At 40.8% G+C, this 19,604-nt stretch carries 17 protein-coding genes and 4 pseudogenes; 7 read left to right on the top strand and 14 right to left on the bottom strand.

Annotated features, from left to right (window positions below; genetic code table 11):
• The first annotated feature begins 190 nt into the window (after positions 1-190).
• Positions 191-1,513, top strand: a complete 1,323-nt coding sequence (locus L2764_RS13090; RefSeq protein ID WP_248940702.1) for a dicarboxylate/amino acid:cation symporter — start codon at positions 191-193, stop codon at positions 1,511-1,513.
• A 122-nt stretch (positions 1,514-1,635) separates the two neighbouring features.
• Here L2764_RS13090 and L2764_RS13085 read toward each other — a convergent pair whose 3' ends face one another.
• The 12 genes from L2764_RS13085 to L2764_RS13030 all read right to left on the bottom strand — a co-directional run bounded on the left by L2764_RS13085 (position 1,636) and on the right by L2764_RS13030 (position 14,815).
• On the bottom strand, positions 1,636-2,940 hold the full coding sequence (locus L2764_RS13085; RefSeq protein ID WP_248940701.1) for an inosine/guanosine kinase: 1,305 nt from the start codon (positions 2,938-2,940) through the stop codon (positions 1,636-1,638).
• Positions 2,941-3,227: 287 nt separating this feature from the next.
• On the bottom strand, positions 3,228-3,872 hold the full coding sequence (adk, locus tag L2764_RS13080) for an adenylate kinase (protein ID WP_248940700.1): 645 nt from the start codon (positions 3,870-3,872) through the stop codon (positions 3,228-3,230).
• Positions 3,873-3,991: 119 nt separating this feature from the next.
• Positions 3,992-4,837, bottom strand: a complete 846-nt coding sequence (locus L2764_RS13075; protein WP_248940699.1) for a tetratricopeptide repeat protein — start codon at positions 4,835-4,837, stop codon at positions 3,992-3,994.
• Between the two features lie 167 nt (positions 4,838-5,004).
• Positions 5,005-6,927, bottom strand: a complete 1,923-nt coding sequence (gene htpG / locus L2764_RS13070; protein WP_248940698.1) for a molecular chaperone HtpG — start codon at positions 6,925-6,927, stop codon at positions 5,005-5,007.
• 242 nt (positions 6,928-7,169) lie between these two features.
• Positions 7,170-7,769: a recombination mediator RecR gene (gene recR, locus L2764_RS13065; RefSeq protein WP_248940697.1), complete on the bottom strand. Its 600-nt coding sequence runs from the start codon at positions 7,767-7,769 to the stop codon at positions 7,170-7,172.
• Positions 7,770-7,776: 7 nt separating this feature from the next.
• Positions 7,777-8,106 carry a YbaB/EbfC family nucleoid-associated protein gene (locus tag L2764_RS13060; RefSeq protein WP_248940696.1) on the bottom strand — a complete coding sequence of 110 codons (330 nt, stop codon included), beginning with the start codon at positions 8,104-8,106 and terminating at the stop codon, positions 7,777-7,779.
• Positions 8,107-8,205: 99 nt separating this feature from the next.
• The gene (dnaX, locus tag L2764_RS13055) at positions 8,206-11,010 is read right to left on the bottom strand and encodes a DNA polymerase III subunit gamma/tau (protein WP_248940695.1); all 2,805 of its coding nucleotides are present in this window, start codon (positions 11,008-11,010) and stop codon (positions 8,206-8,208) included.
• Between the two features lie 204 nt (positions 11,011-11,214).
• Positions 11,215-11,760, bottom strand: a complete 546-nt coding sequence (gene apt, locus L2764_RS13050; RefSeq protein ID WP_248940694.1) for an adenine phosphoribosyltransferase — start codon at positions 11,758-11,760, stop codon at positions 11,215-11,217.
• A gap of 166 nt (positions 11,761-11,926) precedes the next feature.
• Positions 11,927-12,301 (bottom strand): YbaN family protein, encoded by a 375-nt coding sequence (locus L2764_RS13045; RefSeq protein ID WP_248940718.1) that lies wholly within the window; start codon positions 12,299-12,301, stop codon positions 11,927-11,929.
• Positions 12,302-12,701: 400 nt separating this feature from the next.
• Positions 12,702-13,454 carry an HvfC family RiPP maturation protein gene (locus L2764_RS13040; RefSeq protein WP_248940693.1) on the bottom strand — a complete coding sequence of 251 codons (753 nt, stop codon included), beginning with the start codon at positions 13,452-13,454 and terminating at the stop codon, positions 12,702-12,704.
• Entirely contained in the window at positions 13,454-14,296 is an 843-nt protein-coding gene (locus L2764_RS13035; protein WP_248940692.1) for an HvfB family MNIO-type RiPP peptide maturase, read from the bottom strand. Before L2764_RS13035 ends, L2764_RS13040 begins: the two co-directional genes overlap by 1 nt.
• Positions 14,297-14,374: 78 nt before the next feature.
• A complete protein-coding gene (locus L2764_RS13030; RefSeq protein ID WP_248940691.1) occupies positions 14,375-14,815 on the bottom strand; it encodes an HvfA family oxazolone/thioamide-modified RiPP metallophore in 441 nt (146 codons plus the stop codon).
• 331 nt (positions 14,816-15,146) lie between these two features.
• Between L2764_RS13030 and L2764_RS13025 the strand changes: the two genes are divergently transcribed.
• Complete coding sequence (locus L2764_RS13025; RefSeq protein WP_248940717.1) at positions 15,147-16,073, top strand: tRNA-dihydrouridine synthase; 927 nt, start codon at positions 15,147-15,149, stop codon at positions 16,071-16,073.
• Positions 16,074-16,170: 97 nt separating this feature from the next.
• A complete protein-coding gene (locus L2764_RS13020) occupies positions 16,171-16,512 on the top strand; it encodes a TraR/DksA C4-type zinc finger protein (protein WP_248940690.1) in 342 nt (113 codons plus the stop codon).
• 30 nt (positions 16,513-16,542) lie between these two features.
• Here L2764_RS13020 and L2764_RS13015 read toward each other — a convergent pair whose 3' ends face one another.
• Positions 16,543-17,163: a DedA family protein gene (locus tag L2764_RS13015; protein ID WP_248940689.1), complete on the bottom strand. Its 621-nt coding sequence runs from the start codon at positions 17,161-17,163 to the stop codon at positions 16,543-16,545.
• A gap of 231 nt (positions 17,164-17,394) precedes the next feature.
• Here L2764_RS13015 and L2764_RS13010 point away from each other — a divergent pair.
• Positions 17,395-17,673, top strand: a pseudogene (locus L2764_RS13010) (transposase); the annotation flags it as partial.
• 147 nt (positions 17,674-17,820) lie between these two features.
• A pseudogene (locus tag L2764_RS13005) lies at positions 17,821-18,009 on the top strand (IS3 family transposase); the annotation flags it as partial.
• A gap of 34 nt (positions 18,010-18,043) precedes the next feature.
• Here the strand turns inward: L2764_RS13005 and L2764_RS27750 are convergent.
• Positions 18,044-18,214: pseudogene (locus L2764_RS27750) on the bottom strand (ABC transporter substrate-binding protein); the annotation flags it as partial.
• A gap of 288 nt (positions 18,215-18,502) precedes the next feature.
• On the opposite strand from L2764_RS27750, the gene L2764_RS12995 reads away from it, so the two are divergent.
• Both L2764_RS12995 and L2764_RS28250 read left to right on the top strand, forming a co-directional pair.
• Positions 18,503-19,159, top strand: a complete 657-nt coding sequence (locus tag L2764_RS12995) for a class I SAM-dependent methyltransferase (protein ID WP_248940688.1) — start codon at positions 18,503-18,505, stop codon at positions 19,157-19,159.
• A gap of 328 nt (positions 19,160-19,487) precedes the next feature.
• Positions 19,488-19,604: pseudogene (locus L2764_RS28250) on the top strand (IS5/IS1182 family transposase); the annotation flags it as partial.

Below are 19,604 nucleotides of genomic sequence, written 5' to 3'. Positions count from 1 at the left end.
CTTTAAATAACACTTTGGCAACTATAAAGCTTATCAATATGATAAACGCGTAATTATTTAACTTTTCTATTCTTTGAAGCTGACTGTAAGCTTACTAAACGTTTCATCCTCAGCGCTTTCTTGTTAGGCTTTAACGCTACATTTAAAAGGCATGCACAATTAGCTCCATAAAAATTATAAAGGAAGCAATATGGCTACGACTAAAACAAGAAAGCTCGGCCTGACCAGTAAGATACTGCTTGGCATGGTGACTGGGATTGCCCTTGGACTCCTGCTACGAAATCTATTCCCAGAAAGTGATTTCATTAAAGAATATATGACTGATGGCTTCTTAAATGTCATCGGAACTATCTTCATTTCTGGTCTAAAAATGCTCGTTGTTCCTCTGGTCTTTATTTCTCTGGTTTGCGGTACCTGCTCATTAAGCGAACCCTCTAAATTAGGCCGCCTAGGCGGTAAAACCATCGCTTTTTATCTCTTCACCACCGCCATTGCTTTATGTATGGCCATACTCATTGCCATTGTGATCCATCCTGGTAATGCCAGCTTAGTCGCTGAAGGTATGCATTTTGACGTAAGACAAGCGCCAAGTTTATCTCAAGTTATTATTAATATTGTACCAACAAACCCCATTAGAGCCATGAGTGAAGGCAATATGCTGCAGATTATTATCTTTGCAGTCATCTTCGGCTTCGCCATTTCTCATATTGGTGAGCGAGGTAAACGTGTCGTCGCTTTGTTTGAAGATTTAAATGAAGTCATCATGCGAGTGGTAACCTTAATCATGCAACTTGCTCCTTATGGTGTATTTGCCTTAATGGCAAAACTTGCTCTCACATTAGGCTTAGAGGATTTTAGGAGTGTCATTCAATATTTCTTTGTTGTATTGCTCGTCCTTCTTATCCATGGCTTTGTTGTTTACCCGACACTTCTAAAAGTTTTCTCAGGCTTAAGCCCCATCACTTTCATCCGAAAAATGCGCGATGTACAACTATTTGCCTTCAGTACAGCCAGTTCAAATGCCACCTTACCCGTGACCATTGAGACCGCTGAGCACCGATTAGGCGTACATAATAAAGTCGCGTCATTTACCTTACCATTAGGTGCCACCATTAATATGGATGGTACGGCGATTATGCAAGGCGTCGCAACAGTCTTTATTGCTCAAGTATTCGGTATTGATTTAAGCATTACTGATTATGCGATGGTGGTTATCACAGCGACATTAGCCTCTATTGGAACAGCGGGTGTCCCCGGTGTTGGGCTTATCATGCTCGCCATGGTACTCAATCAAGTCGGTCTACCCGTTGAAGGGATTGCCCTTATTATCGGCGTCGATAGATTACTGGATATGGTTCGTACAGCAGTCAATGTCACCGGTGACACTGTGGCGACAATTGTGATTGCTAAGTCTGAAAATGAATTTAATGAAGAGGTGTTTAATTCACCTATAGCAGGGCATCCTGCTAAGAGCTTCCAGGAACAAATTCATGTTCACGATAAAGATAAGTAGCCTGTTTGAATAAGCTCCATATAACGGCTTATTCAACGCAATAAAAAAGCGTCCCATTGGGACGCTTTTTTATTCTTGAATGAAAATAAGTGTCGCTTCGACGTCATGTTATTCAAATAAGATCAACGTCCCCAGTAGCTCTCTTCTAAACTGTCCTCTTTTTCGGGTAAGCCTCTAGAGAGTCTTGGACTATGTTGCGCCAGCACCTCATAAGCCACTCGATTCGCATACTTACAAATTTGAGAAAAAGAAGAATAACATAAGCCATCTCGAGTATGCTTACTCGAACCTGGGACAATTTGACGATGAAAGGTATTGGATGACAAGTCATGTAACAATGCCGCCAACGCGCCATCGCCAGCACCATTAGTATTACGAATTTTTTCAGGTCCGCCCATATAAGGTGAGATATGCGCATACACTTTCATGGGTGTTTCACAATCTTGTTTTAATTTAGGTCTTGAAAACTCATAACGATTGAACTCAGGAATGGCACCAGGCAATAATGAATGACCCGTTTCTCGTTTTTCTGATTCTTCGGTATAACCCGCGGTATAAAGACCCAATGGACCCGCTGTGGTTAGCACCATATCACACCAATTTAACGCCGCCTCGCTGGCTAATAAAGGATCTTTAAAGCCCGTTAAGGCTTCACCTTCATCTTCGTTCATGGCCAAGATAGTCACATGTTCAGTAATAAAATTTTGCCACCACGCTGGATCTTCTTCGATTAAAAAGCGAGTCCCTAATGTTAACACCACAGGCACATCCGCCGCCTTCGCATATTCGATGGCTTTTATTGCCGCTTGAGTAATTTGATCTTCGCCGCTAGCCCGCATGAGATAGGCTGTCAAAATTAACGCTGAGCTACCTTGTACGATATCTTTATCGATATAATCTGGCGTTAATTTATCCATTGCACCTTTACTGATAGCAAAAGTGCGTTCTCCACATTCAGAGATCAGCGTAAAACAGCGGCCAATGGGCCCATCAACAGGCTGTAAGTAATTTAAATCAACTTTTGATGAGGTATTACATAAATAACGATACGCATAACTACCAATTTCGATATTCTTGCTCATAACGCCAAATAATACCGATCTATCATCAGCCAATATCGAATAATTATGCACCGTATTACCTATCGTTCCCCCTGCAAATTCATCGCTGATCAGCGCTTTTTGTTTTAACTCAGTGTACAAAGCATGAGCCGTATCATCATCAATCAGGGTTGAGTTCCCTTTAACCAAGCTATAGCGCTGTAATAATTCATCTTCGACTTTGGCTTCAATATCAACCAAAGTTTGATCGATCCCAGCAATATAAGTCGAAAAATGTCTAGGCTGTTGGATCAGCTGAGCCAATATGGGATCACGATTATTAACAGGAAAGTAGTGCTTAGACTTACGTTTACCAGGAAACTTCATATAGAGCTCTCTTTATTCAGCTTCCTTGCTAAAGGTCATTAGAAAAATTTGCTTAAAACAAATACTCAAATTTACACATCAGTATTTTACCGTTTAACTTATCAAAAAATCACTCGCTAACGACAGGGATCGATATCGAGATTGACGCATTTTATTACCACGGTCAACTATCGCTTATATTAGCAAGAAAATAGTCTGACTAAATATGTGGATATAAAAAATCAGGCTCACAAAAAGTGAGCCTGATCAAAAATTGAGAAAGCTAGCGTAAACAATAACCCGACAGGTTAACTGAGTGCAGTCACTATTTGTTCACTCACCTGTGCAACCGATTGACTGCCGTCAAACTTGTCATAAGTCACATGGCTATTCGCCGCAACTTGGGTGTAGTATTCAACCAGTGGCTTTGTTTGCTCATGATAAATAGCAAGACGTTTACGTACCGTTGTTTCTTCATCATCGGGACGAATAGCTAACGCTTCACCCGTCACATCATCTTGTCCTTCAACTTTAGAAGGGTTAAAAACAACATGATATACACGGCCAGAGCCCGGATGCACGCGACGTCCCCCCATTCGTGCGACGATATCTTCATCAGGCACGTCGATTTCAATCACATGATCTAATGCAATACCACTTTCAGCCATCGCATCTGCTTGAGGAATGGTGCGAGGAAATCCATCAAGTAGAAAACCTTTATCACAATCATCTTGAGCGACGCGCTCTTTGACTAAACCAATAATCAAATCATCAGAGACTAATTGACCCGCATCCATGACTTTTTTTGCTTCTAAGCCCAATGGAGTACCGGCTTTTACCGCTGCACGTAACATATCACCCGTCGAGATCTGAGGAATACCGTACTTTTCCATGATAAATTGGGCTTGAGTACCTTTACCTGCACCTGGGGCACCTAACAGCATAATACGCATTTAAACTCTTCCTCTGCATTGCACATTGTGATTATGGAACACGATCTTCGCATAATTGGCGACAATTATGAAGCGCTTTTATTGGGTTCAATCATTCAAGATACAGATAAAAATGCGTATCAATAAAGTAAAGTATACAGTCTACGTCGATATTGATTCGCTAAAAGATGACCTTGACCTAATGCCGTTAATATTTCAAGAAAAACGTGTTTAACGTCACCATTTCCAGCATTGACGTCTTTTTTAAGCGGCTCAAAAATCAAGGCTAACGCCTCTTCATTACGACTGGCTTGATGCAAGGCTTTGACTAAGCTAATGATGGCTTCTATATTATCGGGATTGTTATCGAATGCACTCTGCAATAGACGAATTTCTGGCGTATCAGCCGCTTCTAAAGCCAGTGCTAGCTTGGCTTTCAAACTTTGATAATAACCATCTTGATCAGCAAGCCCTACAGAATCTAATAAACTTTCAGCCTCAATAAGCTCCCCAGCCATTAATTGTGCATCACAATAAACCAATGACACTTCTGCAATCGGGTTTTCATCAAAAGCCCGTTTTAATAAAGGAAGCGCATTGTGCCAATCTTGTTCAGCCAATAAGGTTTTAGCTTCATTTAACGCTAATTGCCACTGCGGCGGTAAATGCTGATCCAACAACTGTAAAATTTCTGCAGTGTCTTTGACTCCCGAAAAACCATCGACTGGCTTTCCTTCATGCAAAATGAGCGTAGTAGGTAAATTCTGAACTTGAAAATAATTGGCAATTTCAATTTCAATTTCACAATTGATCCTTGCAAGAATAAATCGCCCTGCTTGTTGCTGCGCAATGTGCGTTAACACTTGTCCTAAATCGACACTTTCAGGACTCTGTTCGGCCCAAAACCCCAACACCACAACCTGCTGCATTGAAGCATCAACAATTTCTTGTATATTCTCTTTGGTCAATTCCAGAACAGTATCCATATTCTTCCTTTACGCTTACATCTTTTCTTCGTGTTAAAATAGGCGATAGAACAATACCATCACTATTTTTCATATTAACGATTATACCCAGAAAACCTAATTTATCACTAAGTTACTTAGCTATCGATAAACAAAAAAGAGGCAGATTATCTGCCTCAATTCAGTGACTATTTCAGGTTAGCCATTAACATTCCATTCATCAATTTGATGAAAGCGGAGGGATCAGCAAGACTGCCTTTCTCAGATAATAAAGCTTGTTGCAACAATAGCTCTGACCATTGAACAAACACATCTTCAGCCTGTTCCTCATTAAGACGAGCCACTAATGGATGCTCAGGATTAAGCTCAAATACTGGCTTAGACTCAGGTACAGCCTGTCCAGCAGCTTGCATCATCTTCATCATTTGCGTTGACATATCATCTTCAGCGGCAACGACACACGCAGGTGTGTCAGTCAAGCGTGTTGTCACTTTAACACCAGACACTTTATCGCCTAATGCCGTTTTTACGCGCTCAATTAACGGTGCAGATTCAGTCTCTAGCTTTTCTTGCGCTTCTTTTTCATTTTCATCTTCAAGTGAGCCCAGCTCAAGATCACCACGCGTCACAGAGTGAAGTTTCTTACCATCAAACTCAGTTAAATGACTCACTAACCACTCATCAATACGCTCTGACATCAATAACACTTCGATGCCTTTTTTACGCAGTAATTCTAAATGAGGGCTATTGGCGGCAGCATCATAGCTATCAGCAACAATATAATAAATCTTGTCCTGACCTTCTTGCATCCGACTGACATAATCGGTGAGTGAAACCGTTTCAGCTGAACCTTTGCCTTCAGTCGATGCAAAACGTAATAACGCGGCAACACGCTCTTTATTGGCAAAATCTTCCGCTGGGCCTTCTTTTAGCACTTGGCCAAATTCACCCCAGAAGCTTTGATATTTTTCAGCATCATTTTTGGCCAATTTCTCAAGCATACCCAATACACGTTTCGTGACGGCGGTGCGCAGTGACGTGGTCACTTTATTATCTTGTAAAATTTCACGTGACACATTAAGCGGTAAATCATTTGAATCAATCAAACCTTGTACAAAACGTAAATAGCTCGGCATAAATTGCTCGGCATCGTCCATGACAAACACACGCTGTACAAATAATTTTAAGCCATGTTTACGATCGCGATTCCACATGTCAAAAGGGGCTTTCGCTGGCAAATAAAGCAAGCTAGTGTACTCTTGCTTACCTTCAACACGATTATGACTCCACTTTAATGGATCGCTATAATCATGAGAAATATGCTTATAAAATTCTTGATATTCTTCATCCGTAATATCACTTTTATTACGAGTCCAAAGCGCGGTGGCTTTGTTCATCGGTTCCCAAGCACCTTCTACCGCAGGGATTTTTTCACCTTCAGGACCATCAGGACCTTCTTGCTCAGGCGTGCCTTCTTTATACATTTCTACCGGCACTGAGATATGATCGGAATACTTAGTGATAATAGAGCGCAAACGATAATCATCGGCGAACTCTTTTTCTTCTTCACGTAAATGCAAGGTAATTACGGTTCCGCGACTGGCTTTTTCAATGGTCTCAACAGTAAAGTCACCTTCACCCGCCGACTCCCACAACACGCCTTCACTCGCACTGTGACCCGCTGCGCGCGTGCGAACGGTCACTTTATCAGCGACTATAAATGAGGAATAAAAACCGACACCAAACTGACCAATAAGTTGGGTATCTTTCGACTCATCACCTGAAAGATTTTTGAAAAAATCCGCCGTACCTGATTTAGCAATCGTGCCTAAATGTTCAATCACATCATCGCGTGTCATACCAATACCATTATCTTCAATGGTCATGGTACCCGCTTCTTTATCCGTGCTAATACGCACACGCAATTCACCGTCACCTTCGTAAAGATCATCTTGAGTCAACGCTTCATAGCGTAACTTATCTGCAGCATCGGCTGCATTAGAGACCAATTCACGTAAGAAAATTTCTTTATTGGAATATAAAGAATGGATCATCAAATGGAGTAATTGTTTGACTTCAGTTTGAAAGCCATGGGTTTCTTGTTGAGACATGAAATGCTCCGGTTAAATCGCTAAACGAATATAAAGTATGTTATGACATTAAAGATGGGGTTATAAAAAAGCATTTCAAGGGGTAAAAGTAAATCCAAGGCTAATTGGCAAAAAAAATCCAGTAATGCCGTGCATTACTGGATTTTTTAATCTCGTTCTAGCTGTCAAAGGCGATATATATCAAAATATAAAGCAATCTCAATACCAAACTAGTTGGGTGGATTAATAAAGCTTAATCTCAACTACAGCGGTAATCGGCCATTAAAAGACAACGCTAAAGTAGTACTATCGACATATTCAAGCTCACCTCCCACGGGAACACCATGGGCAATACGACTCACTGAAACCTGATAGTGTCTCGCAATATCAGCAATAAAATGTGCAGTCGCATCCCCTTCAACCGTGGGATTCGTCGCTAAAATAAGCTCTGATATTCCCCCGTCCGCTAATTGCTTTTCAAGTAAGTTCAAACCTAGCTCTTCAGGTCCAACACCATCAAGCGGAGATAAATGGCCTAATAAGACAAAATAACGCCCATTAAAATGGCCACCGGCTTCAATGGCCAGCACATCTGCAGGGGTTTCCACCACACAAAGCACATTCGCATGGCCACGTTTATGACTCACACAAATCGGGCATAATGCATCTTCAGTAAAAGTTCGGCAAGACTGACAATGTCCCACATCAAGCATGGCTTGTGCCAACGTGTTGGCTAACTTTGTCCCCGCAACTCTATCACGCTCTAATAACTGGAAAGCCATACGTTGAGCAGACTTTGGTCCAATGCCAGGTAAACAACGCAATGATTGGATTAGTTCATCAACCAATGGGCTAAATTTCATCGGCTAATTAAAATGGCATTTTCATGCCCGGTGGCAACTGCATGCCTCCGGTAACGGCAGCCATTTTTTCTTTTTGATTATCATCAACACGACGAACAGCATCATTACAAGCCGCGGCAATCAGATCTTCTAGCATATCTTTATCATCTTCAAACAAACTGGGGTCAATATCGACTTTACGCACGTTATGTGAACCTGTCATGGTCACTTTAACGAGGCCTGCTCCTGCTTCACCCGTCACTTCCATACGTGCAATCTCTTCTTGCACTTTGGCCATTTTATCTTGCATCATTTGGGCTTGCTTCATCAAGTTGCCCATACCGCCTTTTCCTAACATACGTATTTTCTCTTCAATTAAAGGTTGCGAACAACCGGATAAAGTGGATCAATTTTACTGAAATAAGCCTGATTAGCAATAACACATTCACTATCATCATTACGCGACTGACAACTTATCAAAATTCTCAAGGGTCAATAATTCAATACTATTGCTTTTTTCGGTTAATAACGGCGGCGAATAAGCCAACGTATCGAGTTGAAGCTGCGCCTGCATATTATTAATTAACCACTGAATATTCTCATCATAAATTAAATCTTGTTGGGCATCGTTCAGCAACTCTTGATGAAAACGCTTGCGTACTTCAAGCGGCGTTTCTCTCGTCGGATCAATACCGATCTCAACAGATAACGGCACACGGCAACCTAAAATCTTGGCGATAGCCTCTTCTAGTTGTGTAATCGCTACATCGGCGCACAAATGCTTCTGATCGGGTTTTAACTGTAAATGAATAAGCGTGCTAAATTGATGACACACTGAATTAACGGCTAATTGTCTCACTCGTCCCCCTACATCCAGTAACGCCATAAATTTATACCATAACAAATCTCGGCGATCGCCACTCAGAGGCGTGGCCATACGGGCCACTTCAATGGGGATCGCTTGACGCGGCTCTTGAATCACAACAGAAGAAGGCACTGGTTCGCTGCTTCCAGAAGCGTCTGACACCTGACTTGGCACAATCATCGGTGAGCTCTGCGCTGGTGATTTGAGTTCATCAACTGTCGGCGACTCCCACGGAGGTCTATCATCAGAACGCTGCAGACACGTAGTCATGCCTAAGTCCTGCCCGTTAGACGACTCAATATGATGAATGTCAACCGATGCCATTTCGACTGCTACAGATGGAGCTGTCACAAGGTGAGTACCCGCCATAGAGGCTTCTCTTGATGATGACATCCCTACATCTTGAGCTTTCGTTAAGGCTTCACTCGCCTCAAGTTCTCTTTTTCTGCCACTCTTTTTCTGAGGTATCGTTCGTGCTAAATTAGGCTTTTTTCCAGTCTCTTTAGCCGCCTTTTCTTTTTCAGAAGAGGCTAATAATGATTCTCTGGCGGCCAGAACAGCATCTAAAATATCATCACCAATAATAGGACGCGTTTCACTTAAAGCAGGCTGTTCTACATGACGTTCTGGAGACCCCACCCCCGTCATTTTCATAGCTGATGAAGGAAGCGATGACACTAACGAGTCCTCTTGTGCTTGCTCTTGAATAATCTCGCGCACTTCAGCATGCAAATGAGCTTGTTCACTCTCAATATAATCAGCACTCTTGATAGGCTCAGGGTAATTGATAAGCTCAGGGCTGTTGATAGCCTCAAGGCTGTCAACATCAGAAAAAGCCTGAATATCTTCTGCCGATGTCTCTTGAATAGACTCTTGGATCGCTTCAATAGGGATCAAATCAAAATCGGCCCCCTGACTCTGCGCTTGACTCACTATTAATGCCATTTCAGCATGTAAATCAGCCGGCATAGCTTCTAAAGCATCTTCAGTATGAGCCGTGTCATCTTCAAGTGAAGAGTCAGTCTCAAGAGAAAGTAGATCTTTCACATCTCCGTTGAGCTGAGGTCCCCTTAGATTTGATCCAAGCTCTTGAACTGACATGACCTCCGGAGGGAATATTGACACATCTTTTAAGCTGACTTCATTTGAATTAACATCTTGAGAAGAAGCCTCTTTGGGACTGATATTTTTCGAACTGATACCATTTGAACCGATGCCTTTTGACGCCGTGTCTCTGGGATCGGTTCGCCTCTCTAGCACACTGGGTTTATCCGCTTTGCTACTATCCTGACTCCCTTCCCAACGTGTAATGGGCGAATCAGGGACAAAAGTAACGGCACGTAATAGTGCCATCTCTAAACCTGACTTAGGATCCGGTGCATGAGTGAGATCTTTACGACCCGTCAGCAAGACTTGATAATAAAGCTGAACCTGTTCAGCATTGAGTTCATTTGAAAAAGTAAGAATTTTATCGCTATTTAACGATAACTGCGCCGCAGCGGGCGCAAATTGCGTTAAAGTGATCTGATGAAGTAATTCAAGTAATCCTCTCAGGACTTCATCGGCATCGGCGCCAAAAGACAGGACATCATGAGTCACTTGCATCACTTGAGCGATATCACCACTGATCAATGCACTCAATAAATTGATGACATGATGTTCATCAATACTGCCTAACATCGTTTGCACTTGCGACAACATGACTTGCCCAGCACCAAAAGCAATCGCTTGATCTGTTAAACTGAGCGCATCACGCATACTGCCATTAGCCGACTTCGCGATTAATGTTAATGCTTGTTCTTCAAAGGCTAAAGACTCTTCCGTTAAAATATGCGTCAGTTGCGTGACAATGTCCGCATGCGCAATGCTTTTTAAATTAAACTGCAAACAACGGGACAGTACTGTTATGGGTAATTTTTGAGGATCGGTTGTCGCTAATAAAAATTTAACGTGTTCAGGGGGCTCTTCCAGCGTTTTTAATAATGCATTAAAACTACTCCGAGAGAGCATATGCACTTCATCGATCAGGTAAACTTTATAGCGGCCACGACTCGGCCTGTATTGCACATTATCCAGTAATTCACGGGTATCATCGACTTTGGTTCTTGATGCGGCATCCACTTCGATTAAATCAACAAATCGCCCTTGAGCGATTTCAACACAACTGCCACACACGCCACAAGGTTCAGCAGTGACACCTTGTTCACAATTGAGTCCTTTAGCAAATAATCGTGCTAAACTGGTTTTACCGACTCCCCGAGTACCGGAAAATAGGTATGCATGATGTAATCTTTGCTGAGTTAAAGCATTCGTTAGCGCATGCAAAACATGAGACTGACCAACGACTTGCTCAAATTTGGCAGGGCGCCACTTTCGGGCTAACACCTGGTATGACATGAAACTTCCTACTATCTAACGTCATCGATTTTAGGAGCAGGCTCCTCACATAATGCGACAATAGCATGCAAGGCATAGAGTTACTACACCCAAATCACTTGACGACTCCTAATTGGACTGAAGTTGAGTATTCTTAAGTCCAATGAAAAAGAGTGGTTTTTAAAAACCACTCATCAAGATCACTCAGTCACGAATAAAAAGTGTTTACTCGCCTTCAAACTCACACAGCTTAACGAGTTCTAATCCCATCGCTTCGAGACGTTTTTCACCACCCAGATCAGGAAGAGAAATAACAAAAGCAGCATGAGCCACTTGACCCCCTAAACGACGAATGAGTTTAACGGTCGCTTCGATCGTTCCACCAGTGGCCAACAAATCGTCGATCACGAGCACTTTATCATCAGCATTAATGGCATCAGTATGGATTTCAAGCACATCTTGTCCATATTCTAATTCATAGCTTTCAGAAATAGTCTCACGAGGCAATTTACCCGGCTTACGTACAGGAACAAAACCAATGCCTAAGGCTAACGCAAGCGGCGCTCCAAATAAGAAACCACGGGCTTCAGTGCCAATGACTTTAGTAAAACCTTGATCTTGATACAGATCAACTAAGTAAGCCATTGTGGCTTGATATGCAACAGGATCTTCCAATAAGCTAGTTACATCTCTAAACAAAATGCCGGGTTTTGGATAATCAGGAATGGTTTTAATGCTGTTTTTTATAACCGCTAAACTTTCAGTATTCATGAATCGATTTCTTTTCTTAACTAAGATTAACGCATTCAAAAAGTGAAATAGATCAAAATCCACTCACACAAATGTCATTAAAGTGTAAAATCAGAGGAAAGCTTAAGCTCCTTTGCCGCTCGTTGCAACCAAGCAACATAAAAAAATGCTAATAATCCTCTCCTTTTCAAGCCTCATCTTCTATTTCTGGCACACTTTTTAAATAGTAAAACAAACAAATAGCAATAAAAAACAAAAAGATTTTCACCCATAAAATAGGCGCTAAGAAAATGCTCACACTAAAACTCAATAGACTCACAATATACGCTTTTTTCTTTAACCCCTTACGGATCGCTTTATTTTCTTGCCAATTAACCAGTGCATCTGAAAACCAAGGGTGTGTCATCAACCATTGGTGTAAGCGTTGGCTCGAGCGGGCGAAACAATAAGCCGACAATAAAATAAAAGGAACCGTTGGCAGTAAAGGTAAAACAATCCCTATCATCCCAAGTAATAAGCTTAACAAACCTATAATTAAAAAGAATCCACGAGTGATGCCCATATTACCCCCAATTGCTAAATCCAATCCTGAGTCAATCCCAAAATAAACAAAACTGATATTAACACTATTCTATAAATCATGGGTTACTGACAATAAAAAAGCCACTCAAATTGAGTGGCCATTAACCTTTAACGCTTATTCCTATAATAAGATTATAGGAATCCGTTCATTTTTAACCAAGATAAACTGGCAGGGAGTGTTGGGATCAGCAACACTAAAATAAATCCAATAAAGTGAAATATATTGAAGGGATCTTTAAAAGGCTTTTCCATAACATCCTCTACATTGATACACGCCTAGAGATTGATCTAGATCAATTTTTGTATGCATTATAAAGGCTAGTGACATAGATAGAAAGTGTTATACCCAAACCCATTGAAAGTGCCCGTTTTCAATGGGCTTAGATATCGCCAGTATACTCACAAATGATCCCTTTACTCCTTAATTGCATTAACATGTCGAGGCAACCTTCTCGCAATGTTTCAGGATCCATCATAGTAAAAGTCTGTGTTAACCAAACATAAAGCGCCTGAATGGTTAAACTTTCGAACTGAGATAAATAGCCTAACAATTGAGCGGTTAATGGCGTTAATTCAAAAAAGTTAACCTCATTATTTTCGTCACGGTAAACGCAAAAAAATTGAGGATGATGAGCAGGGCTCACTGGTTGATAATCAGGGCTAATATGCTGGACATCATAAGCATACTGCGCCACTTTAGCCGACGCGGATAAACACAAATGAGCGGAAGCAATTTGATCATGACCAACTAATCTTTGGTCAGGGTTATCAGGCTCAATAGAGACAACTAACTCAAGCCATTCATAATGGGCCAATTCCAAAATAAAAGGAGGGTCAGTCTTCTCCAACACGTATTCATGTTGTAAAAATAATAAAAATTCGTGTGCTATTTCAGTAAATAAGGGAGACTGACAATCATGATATTTAAAAAAATATTGCACTAATTCAAGCCATTGAGACTCAGAATATAAACTTTTTAAAACAGGGAAAGCATTGGAAACAAAACTACTAATATTATTAAAAAAGAGTTCTCTATATACTCCCATTCGCTCAATCTTAACCCCATCCGGTAACGGACTTGAGGGATCACGAATGTAATCCATAAACGTTTGTTGTACTTCGATAAATGACATTAAGCACTCCTGGATAAGTGATGAAAGTCAATCCCTGCATTTTGATATTGCTTGATTTTTTTGATCTCTATTAATAACTCTTCAGTCTTAGGGATATTAAAATCACGCTCAAGCAAGGTCGGAAAGACACCGTGAATGTCATAGCATTCTTTCAACAATGTCCAAACAGGATCCGTTATATTGGCACCATGAGTATCGATGATCAGATCTTCTTCTTGTTGGTAATGGCCGGCAATATGTAAATAGGCAATGTAACGATGAGGGATCGCCTTTAAAAACTCACGCGCATCATAACCGTGGTTCACTGAATTCACATAAATATTATTAATATCGAGTAATAATTGGCAATCAGCTTCCGCTAATACGGCTTTAATAAAGTCGAGTTCTGTCATTTCGGCACTGGGAGCGGCATAAAAAGACACATTTTCAAGAATAAGCGGACGCTCAATAATATCCTGTACTTGCTTTACTCGTTCGACCACATGAAAGACGGCTTCTTGAGTAAAAGGGATCGGCATCAAATCATATAAATGCCCAAGACCAGAGCAATAGCTTAAGTGCTCTGAATAAATCTTTATCTGATGTAAATCTAAAAATTGTTTGACCTCTTTAACAAAAGCAACATCCAATTTTTCAGGACCACCAATAGACAAAGATAAACCATGAGTATAAAACTCGTATCGCTCAGTCAACGCCCGAAACGGCTTTTGAAACTGCCCCCCTAATTTCATCCAATTTTCAGGTGCCACTTCAAAAAAATGAATATCATCAGGTACAAAGTGATTAAATTCATCCAGCATTTCTCGTCTTAGCCCGAGTCCAACCTTGGCATCAGTGAGCATTATTCAATACCTCTTTAGTCCTTAAAACAAACAAGATCAGTTAACACTGATCTTGTTACAGTCAACGATTAAACACGACTACATGTTTTCACCACATGATCCTTCTTTGCCCTTAGTCTTGTCGCTGCCACATGAACCCTCTTTACCCTTAGCTTTATCGCTGCCACATTTGCCTTCTTTACCCTTAACCTTATCGCCGCCACATGAGCCTTCTTTGCTTTTAGCTTTGCTTTTAGCTTTGCTCTTATCTTCGCCACATTTACCTTCACCACACTTACCTTCCTTGCTGTTTTTAGCATCAGGCGCAGGCATTGGCGCACCTTGCGCTTCAGCTTCAGCTTCGGCTTGGTCTTGAGCTTCAGCTTTAATACTTCCTTCACCTTCATCAGCAGCAATTTGATAACCTGATTTCAATTCATTAAAACCAAATATATTCGCGTTAGCTGTGGACACGAGAGCGGCTCCAATCACGACAGAACCTACAGCAAGAGTGACAGCAGTCTTTTTAGCTAATTTCATAATCCATTCCTTTCCATTGAGTAATAGCAATTTTTTAGGTAACCAACGGCCAAATAATGTCGGCTTACGTTAAGAGACCCTACAACTTACAATAAAATTTCAATGTTTTCACCAGTATTTCACTTATGGCTTATAAAACAATATTACGCAACTTTTAAGGCGCAAATGTTACTTACTAAAGCACTTCTATATGACACCGAGATCCCCAAGTGACAGAAAGGTGCTTGGGGATCGACAACAAGTTAAGGTAGAATGCCGCCGTTTTATTTCTTATTTAAGCGGATTAATAGTGAATGCAGTAACCAATACACCGCGTGTCATTTTAGCGCCGATGGAAGGTGTCGTAGATAATTTAATGCGTGAAATCTTGTCCGCGATTAATCCATATGATTTGATGGTCACTGAGTTCATTCGAATTATCGATCAACAATTACCCGATAAGGTCTTTCACCGTTTATGCCCCGAACTGCTCAATGAGGGTAAAACGTTATCTGGTACCCCAATAAGAGTGCAGTTATTAGGTCAAGAGCCAAACTGGATGGCCGAAAATGCCATTAAAGCCATTGAATTAGGCTCCCATGGCGTTGATGCTAATTTTGGTTGCCCCGCTAAAACCGTTAATCGAAGTAAAGGCGGCGCTGTACTATTACAATACCCAGAACAACTTTATCGTATCGTAAAAGCCATGAGACAAGCCGTGCCTATTGGACATCCTGTGACGGCAAAAATACGTTTAGGCTATGAAGACAAATCACTTTATTTGGAAAATGCCCATGCCATTTATGAAGCTGGGGCAACAGAAATCGCCGTACATGCAAGAAGTAAAGCCGATGGCTATAAACCACCAGCCTATTGGGAATATATCACTCAAATCAATCGAGAATTACCCATTCCTATTATTGCTAATGGAGAAATATGGAATCGTGAAGATGCACTAAAATGCATGCAAGTCACCAATTGCAACAATATTATGGTTGGGCGTGGCGCTATTTCATTACCCAATTTAGCCGCAAGTATAAAACATAATGAAGCCCCATATCATTGGAAACAAAGCTTACAATTAATGCTTGAATATACAAAAAAAGAGTTAGCGGGAAGAAAGAGTGATTATTACCCAGGCCGAATTAAACAATGGTTTACCTATCTCAATCGACAATATCATGAAGCCGATCAGCTTTTTCGCCAACTTAGAGTCCATAAAACCACAACCGATATCGTTAGTGCATTAGAGCAAGCTCACCGAGCACTCGAATCATAATAAAAACATGACTGAGAATTGATCTCAGTCATAACCTGATTTTTTTAACCCCGTACACTGACTCCTATGCGTACTGATTTAAAAATATGAGGTAAATATGGCAGATAATATTGCAGACACACTAGCAGCGATAGAAATTGGCTTAAAAACCCAAGCACAACGTTTTTTGCCCCACAATGTGGCCCATTTCAATTTACAAACCCACACCTTAAGCCGACTTATCCCATTGATGGCTGAAACGTTAAATGACACGCATCCTCTTTATCAAAAGTTAATTCAACTGGATGCGGCTTGGTGTCAATTAGAAATGGGCCTATATGGTTTGTGCTCAGACTGTGAAACCCCCATAAACATCACCTTGCTTCAGCACAACCCGCTACGTCAGCGCTGCGGAGCTTGCCAACAGAAATATATTCCCCATCCATTAAAAAAACTGTGATCCCAAACCGTTTAATAACACATTCATGCATCAGTTACTCTCTTTCATGGCTTTTTTTTGGTATAAACGAATAAAGATCAATATACTCGCAATAATAGCTCCAGTAACAACAAACCACGTGATAACGGCATAGTGATGATAAAATGCAAGCAGGGATCCTCGCTTCTCATAAAGGTAGGCTGGCGCCACACCAAATGCAGTGAGCCATATGGCTACCGCTAAAACATTACCCACTAAAAATTCTTTGAAAGGCATTTTAGCAATACCACAAGCGAGTGGCATGATCTGCTTAAACCCCTCAATAAATCGGCTCATGAGTAAGCCCCAAATACCATATCGTTCAATGAAATTATGGCTCTTTTGTAGCGTTTTATCGGACAGCCACTTTCTTCTAATCAATATATGCTCACATTGCTGTCCAATCCAATAACCACAGGCATTACCCAAAAATGCACCACTGCCTGCAACCGTTAATGTTAAAGATAAGGACATTTGCCCCGATGAAGATAAAATACTCGCCACCACTAATAAAGACTGACCGGGTGCAGGTATCCCCATCCCTTCTGCCGCAATAGCGAGTCCCAGTAATAAATAACCATATTGCTGAAGTAAAGGCGTTAAATCACTAATCAAATGTTGAATGGATAACATAAAAAATCATGGGCAAAAAGATCATGATGTAATCATAACCTAAGTCTCATTTTAATTTCCCCTTTATGGATAAAATTTAAGAAAAAATAAAAATAAAGTCGTCAAAAAATGAAAGGAATCACCAAAAAACCATTAAAGTAAACATAAATAACTGATCCCTAGCAGTACTTTCGGACACTCGGCTAAGTGAGTAAAATCACTAACCGAGGTATAATATGATGATTAAAGACAATACGCAAAATCCACACAGATGAGTTCAAGAAAGAAGCACTTGCTTTAGCTGAAAGAAACGGGGTTCCCAAAGCCGCAAAAGAACGGGGTATTCATGAATCACAAATCTATAGCTGGCGTGAAAGCAAGCACTAGCCAGAGGGAAGCCCAGCTTGCCGCCGAAGTCGCTAAGCTTAAACGTCAACTTTCGGAGCAAGCAGAGGATTTAGCTATATTAAAAAAGGCGACCACCTATTTCGCGAAAAATCAAAAATAGCACGTTTTGAATTCATGCTCGAACGATACAATATACAGAGAAAAGAACAACAGAAGGGCTAACGGTTAAAGAAATTCAGCGATGTTTGAAACGATATATTGTCAGAGAATTATTTCCGATTATATGTCGAAATCTCGCTAATTCTCGACGGGTGTTGACATAGGAGCGTCAACGCTGTTGCTGAGAGTTTCTTCCCTTCACTCAAAGTTGAAGCTATCCAATATGAACCCATAATGACTCATGACGAGATGCATCATGCTGTCTTCGAATACATTGAAGTTGGTTATAATCGAACAAGAAGGCATAGTGCAATTGGGTATCAAAGCCCACTAAATTATGAACAGCAAAAAGTCGTTTAATTGAGTGTCCAGTTTTAGTGCCGAGTATCAGTTTTTTAACATTCATTAATGCCGCATTAGATTGATAACCATCATCTCGAATAATGAGTTTAATCTCTCGCCCTTGGACTCCACCTAAACAATTAATTTTATTAAAATAAGCTTGAACGCCATCTCGCATCGACTCGCCTAAATATTGTGCAGGCCCACTCAATGCAGTTGACATCCCCAACACAATGGCTGGTTTATCAAAATCGGAAAGGGGACATTCAGCAAGAGAAGAGGCTGAAAACATCACAAAGAAGAGTAATCCGCAAACTTACTTCATCATAAAAAAATCGTACCCGAATAAAATACAAACTATTCAATTAAGCATAGTCTTCACACTCTTAAATACAACTGGATCCCCAAAGGATTTGGAAGTTATTCAATATCCCTCTATTATTAATAGTTGAAATAGCAAGAACTCCCTCACGTTTGCAGCCTTGCCCATTCTCACATATCGAGAGACAATATGACCGCATGCAGCCTACGCTACCAAACACTTGAATTTGATAATATAGACATACACTTACGCACGTTAAAAGACAGAAATCAATTTGATGATCCTCAAGGCGAAGCAAAAGCCCTAGGGATATCTTCTGCCCAATGGCCTTTATTCGGGGTTATTTGGGACTCATCTCAAATATTGGCACATGAAATGGAACACTTTTCCATTCATAACAAACGTATTTTAGAAGTAGGTTGTGGCATAGCCCTATCCAGTGTCTTATTAAAAAGACTCAATGCCAATATTACCGCAACCGATTATCACCCAGAGGCAGAACGTTTTCTTCAGGAAAATATAAAACTCAACCAAAGTGGCGACATCCCTTTCTTACGCACAAATTGGAATAATCAAAAAGACACATTGGGCACCTTTGATCTCATCATTGGCAGCGACCTCCTCTATGAAAAAGAACATATCACATTGCTATCAGCATTTATTCATCGACATGCTAATCCGCATTGTGAAGTCATTATTGTCGATCCTGGCCGAGGTAATCATGCCGCCTTTAGTAAACAAATGACCCTGCTTAATTATTCTCACACCCAACACCTACCTAAAAATAGTCACTATTTATCTCATCCCTTTAAAGGGAAAATATTGCATTACCAACATCAAGACTAGGGGCTGTTGATCTTTGGTGACTATATTCTGCAGCAGACTGTGGCTTCTTTATACAAGGCAGAGCTTATGTGATGTAGTTATTCTACATAAATAAGCGATAACGCAGTAAAAAGGAGCCACAGACGCTGTCCATAGGATCCAGCTAAACGTGTTTTACTCTTTGTTGTAAAGAATTTACTTAGAATCCTAGGCTACATCCTCTACGCCTCGATTAAAACACGTTTATTCTGGACATAATTCCATCACCAAAGATCAACAGCCCCTAGGGGGCGTTGACAATTGGCCATGATTAGCTGATTAAGATACAATTTTTCTCTTTGAAATTCATATGTCCCGTAAAATGATTAGCGATAAGCAGTGGCGACGAATTCATTCACTGCTTCCAGGAAAAGCCACTGATTGTGGAGTCACCGCAAAAGATAATCGTCTTTTTCTTGAAGCGGTA

It is taken from the genome of Shewanella surugensis, from assembly GCF_023284005.1.
Lineage (GTDB): Bacteria > Pseudomonadota > Gammaproteobacteria > Enterobacterales > Shewanellaceae > Shewanella > Shewanella surugensis.
The sequence above is the reverse complement of the archived record's forward strand: the minus strand, read 5'-3'. Positions and strand labels throughout refer to the sequence as shown.

Bases quoted from the DNA above. Each gene is read 5' to 3' on its own strand.
- htpG (WP_248940698.1), bottom strand. From the start codon at position 6,927: ATGTCTCAACAAGAAACCCATGGCTTTCAAACTGAAGTCAAACAATTA.
- L2764_RS13085 (WP_248940701.1), bottom strand. From the start codon at position 2,940: ATGAAGTTTCCTGGTAAACGTAAGTCTAAGCACTACTTTCCTGTTAAT.
- L2764_RS13075 (WP_248940699.1), bottom strand. From the start codon at position 4,837: ATGGATACTGTTCTGGAATTGACCAAAGAGAATATACAAGAAATTGTT.
- L2764_RS13090 (WP_248940702.1), top strand. From the start codon at position 191: ATGGCTACGACTAAAACAAGAAAGCTCGGCCTGACCAGTAAGATACTG.
- L2764_RS13025 (WP_248940717.1), top strand. From the start codon at position 15,147: ATGGAAGGTGTCGTAGATAATTTAATGCGTGAAATCTTGTCCGCGATT.
- recR (WP_248940697.1), bottom strand. From the start codon at position 7,769: ATGAAATTTAGCCCATTGGTTGATGAACTAATCCAATCATTGCGTTGT.
- apt (WP_248940694.1), bottom strand. From the start codon at position 11,760: ATGAATACTGAAAGTTTAGCGGTTATAAAAAACAGCATTAAAACCATT.
- L2764_RS13040 (WP_248940693.1), bottom strand. From the start codon at position 13,454: ATGTCATTTATCGAAGTACAACAAACGTTTATGGATTACATTCGTGAT.
- L2764_RS13035 (WP_248940692.1), bottom strand. From the start codon at position 14,296: ATGCTCACTGATGCCAAGGTTGGACTCGGGCTAAGACGAGAAATGCTG.
- dnaX (WP_248940695.1), bottom strand. From the start codon at position 11,010: ATGTCATACCAGGTGTTAGCCCGAAAGTGGCGCCCTGCCAAATTTGAG.
- L2764_RS13030 (WP_248940691.1), bottom strand. From the start codon at position 14,815: ATGAAATTAGCTAAAAAGACTGCTGTCACTCTTGCTGTAGGTTCTGTC.
- L2764_RS13015 (WP_248940689.1), bottom strand. From the start codon at position 17,163: ATGTTATCCATTCAACATTTGATTAGTGATTTAACGCCTTTACTTCAG.
- L2764_RS12995 (WP_248940688.1), top strand. From the start codon at position 18,503: ATGACCGCATGCAGCCTACGCTACCAAACACTTGAATTTGATAATATA.
- L2764_RS13060 (WP_248940696.1), bottom strand. From the start codon at position 8,106: ATGTTAGGAAAAGGCGGTATGGGCAACTTGATGAAGCAAGCCCAAATG.
- adk (WP_248940700.1), bottom strand. From the start codon at position 3,872: ATGCGTATTATGCTGTTAGGTGCCCCAGGTGCAGGTAAAGGTACTCAA.
- L2764_RS13045 (WP_248940718.1), bottom strand. From the start codon at position 12,301: ATGGGCATCACTCGTGGATTCTTTTTAATTATAGGTTTGTTAAGCTTA.
- L2764_RS13020 (WP_248940690.1), top strand. From the start codon at position 16,171: ATGGCAGATAATATTGCAGACACACTAGCAGCGATAGAAATTGGCTTA.